The organism is Mucilaginibacter sp. PAMB04168, from assembly GCF_039634365.2.
Classification (GTDB): Bacteria; Bacteroidota; Bacteroidia; order Sphingobacteriales; family Sphingobacteriaceae; genus Mucilaginibacter.
The window spans coordinates 5168379-5181581 of the sequence record NZ_CP155079.2 but is presented as its reverse complement, the minus strand read 5'-3'; the positions used below and the strand labels follow the sequence as shown (position 1 = coordinate 5181581).

Sequence of the window (13203 nt, the reverse complement as noted above, 5' to 3'; positions counted from 1 at the left end):
TCACAAACCGATACTTAAATTGTTTTCTTTGTAACTAAAAAAAACAAAGTCGCGTATAAAGCGCAATAACCTGTCACAGTATCTGGTACAGGTAATTAAAAATCCATAAACCGTTATGGCTTACTATGAACGCGGCAGTCGTCAATGACCGCTCGGCATGGCTATGTTGTAGCTAAACGTCAAACTGTACCCTTATATGAGGAAATTTTACCCGGTTAATTTACGTGTTGAAAGATTCTTAAAGCTACATCCAAAAATTCGGAACTATCAGAATTTTTGGGATAGTCTGTTCATCACCTCCACAGTTAGACCACACGGCTGGTCGCTTGTTTTATTACTTTTGCTGTTTTCTTCGGGCATTAAAGCAACGGCGCAAACCATTACTAACTTCAACACCCTTCCAGCAGTTCCAGTGCCGCTGTACCGTGAATCGGCAGTTTCCGCCGCTTCTTATGCTGTAGAAGGGTTTGTGTTTACCACTGTAAATGCCAGTCCTCCAAATCCTAGTACGCAAATCATTTTCTCCCGTCAGACAAAAAGTACTAATGATTACGTATTACGGACCAGTGCAACCACAGTTGGTGTGGGCTATGTTTCTGTTAAAAAGGCGGATGGATCTGCTTTTAAGTTCGGGGGATTCGATTTTCGTTTTGCCATGCTTACCGGAACGGGAACTACCCATAGCATATTTACATTAACAGGTTATAAAGGCGGTAGTCCTGTTGCAAATGGTTCTGTTAGTGTAAATGGTCTGCCTCCCGCAACATATTTTACCCTGTCAACCAGCGCCGCATCAGGATTCAATGATATTGATGAATTTCGGTATACTATGCAAGGGGGTACCGGGCAAACCAGCTATATTGACATTGATAACATAGTAACGGGTCCGGCAAACGTGGCAGCTGCCACAGCACCAACCGTTACTACTGCAGCAGTTACAACCTTTAATGCAACTACGGCAACCTTAGGAGGCGATATCACTTCTGACGGGGGATCTGCGGTAACAGAAAAAGGTATTGTATGGAGCACTGCAACCAATCCCACAACTGCAAATAACAAGGTAAACATAGGGGCAGGTGCCGGCAGTTTTAACAAGGCATTCATAGGGCCATTTACACCAAACACAACCATTTACGTTAAAGCTTATGCAATTAACGCAAAAGGTACAAGTTACGGTGATGAAATAAGTTTTAAAACAAACGCACTTGCCGGCACCAGCGCAGTGTATGATTTTGAGACGGCATCTGGCACCTACACCGGTTTTGATACGAAAACTTTAACAGCTACAAATACGGCATCATCCTCATCCATAACAGTTACAGCCGCTACAGACGGTGTATTTAGAAGCTCAACAAACGGTTCAAATACAGCCTATTTTGGTGAAGAAGGTTTATATTTTGGCTGGAACGCTCAAGAAACTGCTTTTACGGTTGCCGCTCAAAATGGTAAAAGTTTTGATCTGACATCATTTTATTTAACTAACGAAAACAACGAGCCAACTAGCTTTTTAATCTCCAGCGCAAAGGGCTCTATAACAGTAGCGATACCAGGCGGTAGTCCTATTGCTGCCAATTTTATTGATATAAGCGGCAATGCAAACGCCGCTTATTTTAAGGGTATCAAATCTTTCACGGTTACACCAAGTATACCCGCCTTTATGGAGTTTGATCACATGGTGATCGAAAACATCCAGACAGCAATTACCACACCAACCGTAGCTACGGCATCTGTTACTGCATTGAGCGCCACTACCGCTACTTTAGGCGGTAACGTAACTGCCGATGGGGGAGCTTCTATTACAGAACGTGGTATTGTTTATGGTACATCTTCAACTCCGGCTATTGGTGGTTTGGGCGTAACTAAAGCCGCACTGGGAACTGGTATGGGTGCGTTTTCAACATCTGCAACCGGGCTGGCCAGTAGTACCACTTATTATGTTCGTGCTTATGCCATTAATAGTGTTGGAACAGTATACGGCGAGCAGCAAACATTCACTACTCCGGCCGCAAGCAACGGCACAAATTTAAATGCCGGTGATATGGCAATGACAGCCTGGAGTACCACAAACAACACCGTGGATGTAGTGACTTTAAAAGATCTCTCTGCAGGTACAGTTGTTAACTTTACAGACTGGGGCTGGTCTAACCCTAATAGGGCATGGTTAACCAATAGTACAGCTTCAACAGGTGAAGGAAATATTAAATGGACATTATCTTCAGCCGTTAGCGAAGGCTCGATTATTAGGATAACCTACACCAATGGGTCAAATATTACCTTAAAAAACCTAACTACAAATACAGCAATTTCTACAGCTGATCTGGTTTTTACAGGGTATGCAGGTATCACAGACCCGATTGTAGGTACAGGAGACAACTTCTTTATTTACCAGAGTTTGTCAACAAATCCCAATTTTATATTTGGTTTTAATAACACCATTGGTACTACTTCTTCCCCTACAATAGATGCAACTGGATGGGTGCCAACAGGTAGTTTTACAACAGGCTATGCTATCGCTTCAAATCTTCCTGACGGGAACGGGAGTCAAAACACCCTTACCAATGGCGTTAACGCTATTGGTTTTACAAGTAGGCAAACCAATGTAGCTTATACCGGAACTACTACTGCTACCGATGCAGCTACCTGGCTTTCCAGATTTGCTAATGTTAATAACTGGACACAACAAGGCACTGCTGTAACACCCTCCTACGAGAGTGCAAACAAAATTATTATTGGTTCTGTGGCTGCAACCGCACCAATAGTTTCTACTACGGCAACTTCTACTTACGCTGCCACTACAGCAACGCTGGCTGGTAATGTTAGCTCCGATGGCGGTGCAACAGTCACTGAAAAAGGTGTTGTTTATGGCACTTCTTCTAACCCAACAACAGCCAATTCCAAATTGGTAAATAGCGCTGCAGGAACAGGTGGCATTTCAGTAGACGCCACCGGCCTTACACCTGGAACCACTTACTACTTTAAAGCTTATGCGATTAACAGTGCGGGAACTGCCTATGGAACCGAACAAACTTTTACGACTACAGCCTCGGCTACGCCAGCAGTTACCACAGCAGGAACCATTGAGGCTTTTGCCGCCTGTTATGGTTCTTCAACAACGGGGCAAAGCTTTACCATTTCAGGCAACAATTTAACAGGCGACCTGGTGATAACGCCACCGCTGGGGTTTCAGTTATCAAACAATAATATAGGCTTTAGCGGCGTAGGTATTACCCTTACTCCGGTTAGCGGCACCGTAGCCGCCACTACCTTATATGTCCGTATGGCCGCTGCAACCAGCAGCCCGGCTGCTGGTAATATTACCGTTAGTTCTGCAGGTGCGACGACCAAGAATATTCCGGTTAGCGGCACGGTGAACGCTTTACCAACCATTACAACAAGTGCTATAACTTCGGTTTCAAACACGGCAACTTCTTTCAGCATTCCTTACAGTGCAACAACAGGCTCGCCAGATAGCTATACGATCAGCACGGGAACTCGTAGCTTAACAGGTTTCGCTGCGGTTAACAATTCGGTTCTTGGCACATCGCCTATCAACGTAGTGATACCAGCTAGCAGCGCAGGTACTTACGATTTTAACCTAAGAGTAACCAATAGCGCCACAGGTTGTGTATCGGCAATTGTACCGCTAACACTAACCATTACAGCACCAGCGGTAACCGCCGCACCGGTAGTGATCGTACCTGCCAACGGCAGTATGGTAAGCACCGCAACGCCTACCTATGGAGGAACGGCACCGGCGGGGTCAACCATTACTATTTACTCCGATGGGGCGTCGCTTGCCAACACAATAACAGCAAACTCGGCCGGCAACTGGGCCATCACCCAGCCGACTGCGCTAACGCAAGGCGCTCATACGGTGTATGCCACTGCCCAGCTCAGCGGCAACTCGGTGAGTGCGAACGGTAACACCAATACTTTTACTGTTGATAATATCAGGCCAACGGTAGCGATCAGCAGCACGGCGGGTGCATCGGGCGGATCGACCGGCACCTCACCTATTCCTTTTACAGTAACTTTTTCGGAAGCTGTAACAGGTTTTGTAGTCGCCGATTTAACCGCGGTTAATGCAACCATCACCGGCTTTGCAGGTAGCGGCACAACTTATACATTCAATGCCACGCCTGCCGCAATTGGTGCGGTAACCATCAGTTTACCTGCCAATGTTGCGCAGGATGCTGCCGGTAACGGCAACACGGCTGCAACGCAGTTTTCCATCACTTATTCGCAGGCGGTAACCGCCGCACCGGTAGTGATCGTACCTGCCAACGGCAGTATGGTAAGCACCGCAACGCCTACCTATGGAGGAACGGCACCGGCGGGGTCAACCATTACCATTTACTCCGACGGGTCATCGCTTACCAACACAACAACAGCAAACTCGGCCGGCAACTGGGCCATCACCCAGCCGGCTGCGCTAACGCAAGGCGCTCATACGGTGTATGCCACTGCCCAGCTCAGCGGCAACTCGGTGAGTGCGAACAGCAATACCAATACTTTTACTGTTGACAATATCAAGCCAACGGTAGCGATCAGCAGTAATAAATCGGCCTTAAAAGCTGGAGAGACCGCTGCTATAACATTCACGTTCAGCGAAGATCCGGGTGCAACCTTTACCTGGAACGGATCGAGCGGCGATGTAGTTCTGTCTGGCGGTACACTCAGCGCCATCTCAGGATCGGGAGCAATCCGCAATGCAAATTTTACGCCGGATGCTAATACAAATGACGGTACAGCAAGCATTACTGTTGCTGCTGGCAGTTACGCCGATGCGGCAGGCAATTTAGGCAGCGCTGGTGTAACCCCTTCATTAGTATTTGATACTCAGTTGCCGCCTGCGCCAGTAGTAGTAACCGTAGCAAACGGCAGTTTAACTATAACCGACAAACCTATCTACACCGGAACGGCTGAGGCTGGTTCAACATTAACAGTTTATGTAGATGGTGGCTCTATAGGTACCACTACGGCAAGCACATCAGGTACTTGGAGTAAAAGTCAGCCGGTTGCTCTGTTAACAGGCAGCCATACTGTTTATGCCCTTGCAACCGATGCCGCTGGTAATAACAGTGCAAACAGTAATACTAATACGTTTACCATTGATGCAACTGCACCAGTAATAGCATCGGTAAGCGTACCGGCAAACGGAACCTATGTAGCTGGCGAAAACCTGGATTTTGCGGTTGAATTTTCAGAAAGTACAACCGTAGATCAATTGGGTGGTACGCCATACCTTTCGGTAACGCTTAACACCGGCGGGGTGGTAATGGCTAAATATGTATCCGGTTCAGGATTATCAACCCATACCTATCGCTACACAGTAAAAACAACAGATAAGGACCTTGATGGCATTTTGTTAGGTTCGCTGACATTAAACGGCGGTACTGTTAAAGATGCTGCAGGTAACAATGCAGTGTTAACATTAAACAACATAGCAAGCACAGCAGGCGTGTTGGTAGACGGCACACCCATTGTTGCCCAGACCATTACCTTTAACGCATTAGCTGCCAAAACTTATGGCGACGCTGATTTTGATCTGAATGCTACAGCATCTTCAGGTTTACCGGTGAGCTTTACCAGCAGTAATGCTGCTGTAGCATCCATCAACGGTAAAACGGTAACTGTGCATAAGGCAGGTGTAGTCACAATTACCGCAACTCAGGCTGGTAACAGCGGTTACTCGGCTGCGCAGAGCGTGTCTCAAACATTAACTATTAACGCCAAGGCCATTGCAGTAACTGCCAGCGCACAAAGCAAGGTTTACGGCACCGCCGATCCGGCTTTAACATACACCATTACCAGCGGTAGTTTAGTAGGTACAGATGCTTTGAATGGTACGTTAACCCGTGAGCCAGGCGAAAATGCAGGTACTTACATCATTAAGCAGGGAACTTTGGCTTTAAATGCTAATTACGCGCTGACATTTCAAACGGCCAGCCTTGGTATAAATAAAGCGACGCTTACAGCAACGGCTAACAACCAGTCGAAAGTGTATGGACAGGCCATTCCTCCATTAACTGTATCTTACAGCGGTTTTGTGAACGGTGAAACTAAAACCAGCCTTACTACTGAGGCCGTTGCGGTTACAACAGCAACATTAACATCGCCAGTTGGTACTTATACCATTACGCCAAGTGGCGGCTCTGCCGCAAATTATGATCTGGCTTATGTGAATGGTACACTAACCGTTACAGCCGATCAACCGGTTATCAATTTTGCTTCGTTACCGGCTAAAACATATGGCGACGCCGACTTTGCGCCTGGCGCCGGCAGTACTAATAACAATACCGCTATTTCTTACAACAGTGATAACGCTGCAGTGGCTACCATTATAAATGGCAAAATCCATGTAGTAGGCTCGGGCTTGGCCCACATAACCGCTTCTCAGGCACCCGATGCTAACTATGTTGCTGCGCAAAGCGTAGTTCAGGACTTGGTGGTAAATAAAGCTGCCATTACCATAACAGCAGCAGCTAAAAGCAAAACTTATGGCGATGCTGATCCGGCTTTAACTTATCAGGTAACATCAGGTACTTTGAAAGGAAACGACACCTTTAGCGGTACGTTAACCCGTGAGCCGGGTGAGAATGCAGGCGCATACGCTATTAAACAAGGAACATTAGCACTTACCAGCAATTACGCAATTACCTTTACAGGTGCCGATCTGTCGATTAGTACCCGGGCAATTACAGTTGCGGCTACCGCTAAAACCAAAACTTATGGCGATGCAGATCCAGCGTTTGCTTACACCATCACCACGGGTACATTAGCCGGTAACGACGCTTTAACAGGCACACTTACCCGCAATGCAGGCGAAACTGCTGGCAGCTACGCTATTAAGCAAGGATCGCTGAGTGCAGGTAACAATTATGCCTTAACCTATACGCCGGCCAGCTTGACCATAACACAGCGTGCGGTTAATATTGCGGCTGTTTCAAAAAGTAAAATATATGGCGAGGCCGATCCAGAACTGACCTATAGCATTAACGGTGGTTCACTGGTTACCGGCGATACTTTCAGCGGCTCATTAACACGTGAGGCCGGCGAGGCAGCAGGTACATACGCCATAAGGCAAGGTACAGTTGCACTTAACAACAATTACGTGCTGACGTATACGGGTGCCAACTTAACAATCGGACAAGCATTGCAAAACATCACTTTTGCTGGTTTGCCAGCAAAAACTTATGGTGATGCCGACTTTACAGCCGGTGCAACAAGTAGCAATACCGTTATTCCGGTTACATACAGCAGCGATAATGCAGCTGTGGCAAGTATTGTAAATGGAAGAATACATATTGCGGGTGCTGGTACTGCAAATATCACTGCCTCACAAGCAGGAAACGCGAATTATGTGGCCTCGCAGAATGTTACACGCGAGTTAACCGTAGCAAAAGCAGATATAGCAGTAACCGCTGCAGCCAAAAGTAAAACCTATGGCGAGGCTAATCCGGCTTTAACATACAGCATTACCGGCGGCTCACTAAAAGGAAGCGATGTATTCACAGGATCGCTTACCCGCAATGCAGGTGAAAATGCAGGTACATATGCTATTAAGCAGGGTACACTGGCCTTAAATAACAACTATAACCTTAGCTATGAGGGCGCAGATCTATCGATTGGCAAAAAGGCCGTTACGGTAGCTGCAGCCATAAAAAGCAAGATTTACGGTCAGGCTGATCCAGCTTTAACTTATAATATTACAGCTGGCACATTAGTGGGGAACGATAGCTTCACCGGCACTTTGAGTCGTGACGCGGGCGAGAATATCGGTACGTATGCTATTAAACAAGGAACCCTTGCCCTAAACAGTAACTATTCGCTTACTTACAACGGCGCTGCCCTTGAAATTAGCAAAAAGGCCATAGCCGTGACTGCAAATGCACAAAATAAAACTTACGGAGAAGCGGACCCAGCCTTAACTTATACATTTAGTCCGGCGCTGGTAACCGGCGATACCTTCAGCGGTAGCCTAACCAGGGATGCTGGTGAAAACGCGGGTACGTATGCCATTAAGCAAGGTGGTTTAGTGCTAAGCAGCAACTACGCGCTTACTTATACAGGCGGTAACCTTACCATTGGTAAAAAGGATCTGGTAATTAAGGCCGATGACCAGAACAAACGGTATGGTGAAGTCAACCCGGCGTTAACAGTAAGTTACAATGGATTTGCCAATGGTGATGATGCAGGCAAATTAACTGCTCAACCTGTAGCGCGTACTGCAGCTAACCAGGCTTCGGCAGCGGGTAGTTATGATATTACGGTAACGGGTGCAGCATCTGATAACTATAACATTACTTACCTTAAAGGCACCTTAACTATCAGTAAAGCGCAGCTGACTGTTGCTGCGGTTAATCAAAATAAAACTTATGGCGAGGCTAACCCACAGTTAACGGTAACTTACAGTGGCTTCCTTAATGGCGATACCAAAGCTAACCTGAGTGCGCAGCCTGTGGCTAACACTGCAGCAACGGCTCAGTCGGGCGCAGGTAACTACGATATTTTGGTAAGCGGGGCTGCATCTAACAGTTATGATATTGTGTACACTAAAGGTACCCTAACCATTAATAAAGCGCCATTGACAATTACAGCCGATAACAAAACCCGTACCTATGGTGTAAGTAACCCGGCGTTCACTGTTAGCTACAGTGGTTTTGTAAACAGCGATACGCAGGCCAGCTTAAGTGCACAGCCTGTGTTAGGTACAGCAGCCAATGCCACATCGGGCGTGGGTGCGTATGGTATCACTGCATCGGGTGCTGCATCAAACAATTACAGCATAGTTTACAATAAAGGTATTTTAACCATTGCACCGGCCAACCGTAGCATTGTCTTTAACAGGCCGCTACAAGCTACTTATGGTGATGCCGACTTTGCTGCAGGTGCAACACTTAGCAGTGGGGAAACTGTAGTTTACACCAGTGATAATAACAGTGTGGCTATCATTATTAATGGCCGGATACATATTGTGGGTGCAGGTACCGCCAATATTACCGCAAGTGCGCCGGTGAATGGTAACTATACTTCGACCCAGCCGGTAACGCAGTTACTGACGGTAAACAAAGCCAGGCAGACTATTGATTTTACTTCGATACCGGTACTGAACCGTGTAACAGGTAAATATGATCTGAGCGTAGTTAGGGCTTCTTCGGGCTTGCCAGTAAGCTTTACGGTAGCCGATCCGTTCATTGTAACTTTGGATGGTAATACCCTTAAGGCAAACCGTATTGGTAGCACCCAGGTGACTGCATCGCAGGCCGGTAACGCAAATTACCTGGCAGCAAACAGCGTAGTGCAAACCATTGAGGTAAATGATGCGGATGGCGGTAATGAAATAGTTGTACGCCAGGCGGTATCACCAAACGGCGACGGTGTTAACGACTTCCTGTACATAGAAGGTATCCAGGAACATCCTGACAATAGCGTAACCGTTATTAACCGTAATGGCGTAAAGGTGTTCGAGATCAAAGGATACGATAACCGCTCGCGCGTATTCGACGGCCGCTCAAGCATCACTAATCAAATGCAGCAGGCTGGTACTTACTTCTTCCTGTTACAGTACGAAGGCAAGCGTAAAACCGGTTGGTTCGTATTAAAATACTAAGGCTCTTTTTTGATTCAGATCATTATAAATATAACAATATTGAAATCAACATCACATCTTTTAAGCAGGCTGGTATTCAGCCTGCTTATTATAAGTAGCTTTTCAACGGTTAAAGCGCAGCAGCTGTTCAGTTACTCGCAGTACATGAATAATTTAACCCCGCTTAATCCGGCTTATTCTTTAATTGATAAGGCCGGTTCAGTAAATGCCATAGTTAGAAGGCAATGGGCTGGTATTGAAGGTTCGCCTTCTACATTTATATTCAATGGCAACTTACCTGTAGAATCAATAGGTGGGGCAGCGGGTATAACGGTACTGAACGATCAGTTTGCCGTGGAGCATCTAACCGAGATCAATTTGTTTTTTGCCAAGTCGATCCAACTGGCCGACAACCAGCATCTGGCAGTGTCTTTAAACGGAGGCATAAGGCGTTATGCGGCTAATTATTCTGCCTTGGATCCATTAGATCCGCAATTCCGGAATGATGTTAGGGAAACCAGGCCGAATATCGGCTTCGGCGTGCTGTATTATACCGATCACTATTATCTGGGTGTAGCCGTACCGGAGTTTACTACCCGTTCGCTAGGCAATGCCTCACAGGTAGATAATAGTTATTTCAGTAGCCATTATAATTTTTCAGGTGCTTACCTTTTTGGAAAAGCCGGTGATGATGTAAGGGTGAAGCCTGCAGTGCTCGCCACTTATACCAAAGGTGTTCCTTTTATTGCCGATTTTTCGACAACCTTGTACTTAAAAGAGACGTTGGGTATAGGCGGTAACTTTCGTACTAACAACGAGATGTCTGGCATCTTGTCGGTGAGCATAGAAGCTGTGAGGGTAGGTTACAGTTACCAGTTTGGAACAGCTTCCAATAACGTGGCACGTGGCTTTAAAAATAACACCCACGAAATAACCCTTACCTACCGGTTTGGCCAAAATCTTGGCCGGCGCAGTTTGCTGTAGGTAAGATAAGCTGAGTAAAATGATCATCAAGCCGCCTTTTTTCACAGAAGGGCGGCTTTGCTTTTACGCTAAAGTGTTACAATTATATTGATTTATGTAGCTGTAATTAGTGGCATCCACGAGTAAAGTTCATCTACTTTTGATGATTTGGAAATTTTAGTAACCGTATTAGGACCATCACCATAGATAACCACTATATTCTGAACCTCACAAGCTACAACTAAATACATCGCATCGGGCAGCATAGCTTTTGAGCATACCTACACACGACCGTAGGCTCCTATTATTTTATAGCCTGTAGCTGGCATTAGAAAATTGAATTAAGGTCGCTTACGAATCCTGAACGGTGAGGCTTGAATGGTTGGCTAAAAGCGCGAACGAAAAGAAGTTGTTAATGATTACTGCGAGTATAAATAATGTGGCTGGCCTCTTTTACAGCCTGCCAGTCTGAGGAGGTGTTACTAAGATTAAGACTTAGGTCAATAACCAGTCTTTTCCTTCTCAAATTTGACCTAAGACCATTTGGCAACTTCGTAATTAATTTATCGATTTCAATTGCAACTTATGTAGCTCAGTGATACACTTTCAGACAGAAAGTTTAGTCAATATATCATGCTCAATCCAAATACTGAACGCAAGGGCAAATAATAAACAGTACAAAAGAGCGTCTATCTGCCTGCTTAACTTGATTCCAAACACGACGATGAAAAATAGCGGGCAGGTGATTACATATATCAAAAAGCCTGTACCCAGTATAGTAAACACATCAAAATGTAAATCCCCCAGTAAAAGGGTAACTGCAAACTGTAACAGCCAGACAACCATCGGCAGCAACAGGCAAACCAGCCATTTCCAGGCTAACATGATCTGGAGCTTTTCCTGATATCTGTGCCGGTAATTTTTTACTAAAAGCACAAGAGTGCCTATCGTCATTAGGACTAATGCCGCTATTTGAATATACTTGTTTCTTATGACCTCCGCACGGGTGTTGATCTTGCTGGAAGATATGAGGTTGCCACCCTCAAACTGCTCAACTTTGGTTCGTTCCCCGTTCTTAAATGTTATTTTGGTGACCTTGGTATTGCCGGTGTTTCGAAAAGTCCATATGGAATCTTCTATCCCCATTTTATAAACACCCTCGATAACGGCTTTCCCTCCTTTATTTCTGATAAACTGACCGTCCAAACGCCCCCCATTGAAGTTAGCATGATCATCACCCTGTGGCGTTTTGATGGTCAATGAAGTAACTTTTCCGGCAACCATTAAACTTTTTTTAACAGGTATGATTTCGAAAGTCTCTTTCTCAAGGTTTTTGGTCACGAGGTTTTTATTGTAATCATCATCTTTGGCTGGCCGGCTCGTAACGTATAATTGGTTAACCTGAACAACCAGCAAAGAATCGAAATGATAAAAGTTAAAGCCTTCTTCTATTTGGCTGGAGTCGGGCACAGCATCAGACTGAAAAAGTACGTACTGTGGCTGCTCAAAGGTTTGTACATATTTTGGAAGGCTGGTTGCGCAAAACGAAAAAACGGTAAGGGTTGCTATCATATAAGGGCTTATCTGTTTGATAAAGCCATTCGTTTCAAACGCTCTTACGTCTCCTTTCAAACTTAACCAGGCCAGCCCTAATACAGGCAAAGCGATCAGGTCGGTAACATCAACCGTTCGTTGAACATCGAAAAAATAAGTACTCACAAAGTGGATAAGCCCCGCAGCATACTCACTTTTCCAGTAAATAAATAGTGCTCCGCTTAATATAAAAACCCAGAATTTATGTTTGGGGAACAAGACCGACCAGAAAATAGGAAAGATAAATAATCCGCAAAAATCAGATAACTTGCCTGTAAACACATTATGGAAAGCTTCCTTCAGATAGAAATCGTTGACGATTAAAAGCGTCAGGCAAATAAGAAACGGTAGTGATATCAGCGGTTTCAAACGATTATGCATATGGCTACTAGGGCTTTGTAATTTATACCTCAGGAGCCGGTTTAGTAACCCAATGCGAGTTAATTGTTTTTTATAAATCAGGAGCGGAACTTATAATTATAAATTACTGCAAAGCTTTTGCACACTTTTATGAAGCCCGATATGGGCTGTAATGAAATAGCATACAGCAACATTTATCTTTCTTAATAGCGAATGAGTTTTCTTGGCAGCTACGATAGAAGTTCGGCCAAAACTTCAAGACTACGATTCAATACTTGCTATCATTTGCTAACTTTGACGTTTCAAGAATTTGTACGATGACGAAAGAACTAGCACCTTGCCCCATTTGCCAATCCCCCTACACTTACGAGCTGGAAAACTTACTGGCTTGTCCGGAATGCGGGCATGAGTGGAGTAGTAATGAGGATGTGCATAGTGATGATATCTTCGTTGTAAAAGATAGCAACGGCAACACCCTGGCCAACGGAGATACCGTAGTCACGATTAAAAACTTACCTGTTAAAGGTACTTCGCAAACCGTAAAAGCAGGCACTAAAGTTAAAAACATTCGCCTGGTCGACAGCGATCATAACATCGATTGCAAGATAGATGGTTTTGGTGCAATGGCGTTAAAATCGGAGTTTGTTAAAAAGGCTTAATGCGTTCATTATATTTTATAAAGCTTTTGGAGTCTA

At 45.2% G+C, this 13203-nt stretch carries 4 protein-coding genes; 3 read left to right on the top strand and 1 reads right to left on the bottom strand.

Going from position 1 to position 13203, the window contains the following annotated elements; all coding sequences use genetic code 11:
* Positions 1-196 precede the first annotated feature (196 nt).
* Positions 197-9613: an MBG domain-containing protein gene (locus tag ABDD94_RS21740; protein ID WP_345953997.1), complete on the top strand. Its 9417-nt coding sequence runs from the start codon at positions 197-199 to the stop codon at positions 9611-9613.
* A 39-nt stretch (positions 9614-9652) separates the two neighbouring features.
* Positions 9653-10576, top strand: coding sequence for a PorP/SprF family type IX secretion system membrane protein (locus tag ABDD94_RS21735; RefSeq protein WP_345953996.1), 924 nt, complete (start codon positions 9653-9655; stop codon positions 10574-10576).
* Between the two features lie 585 nt (positions 10577-11161).
* Here ABDD94_RS21735 and ABDD94_RS21730 read toward each other — a convergent pair.
* Positions 11162-12529: a hypothetical protein gene (locus ABDD94_RS21730; protein WP_345953994.1), complete on the bottom strand. Its 1368-nt coding sequence runs from the start codon at positions 12527-12529 to the stop codon at positions 11162-11164.
* A gap of 296 nt (positions 12530-12825) precedes the next feature.
* Between ABDD94_RS21730 and ABDD94_RS21725 the strand changes: the two genes are divergently transcribed.
* Positions 12826-13167 carry a zinc ribbon domain-containing protein YjdM gene (locus tag ABDD94_RS21725; RefSeq protein WP_345949995.1) on the top strand — a complete coding sequence of 114 codons (342 nt, stop codon included), beginning with the start codon at positions 12826-12828 and terminating at the stop codon, positions 13165-13167.
* Positions 13168-13203: the final 36 nt, after the last annotated feature.

Coding starts and splice junctions, on each gene's coding strand:
- ABDD94_RS21740 (WP_345953997.1), top strand. CDS start 197: ATGAGGAAATTTTACCCGGTTAATTTACGTGTTGAAAGATTCTTAAAG.
- ABDD94_RS21730 (WP_345953994.1), bottom strand. CDS start 12,529: ATGCATAATCGTTTGAAACCGCTGATATCACTACCGTTTCTTATTTGC.
- ABDD94_RS21725 (WP_345949995.1), top strand. CDS start 12,826: ATGACGAAAGAACTAGCACCTTGCCCCATTTGCCAATCCCCCTACACT.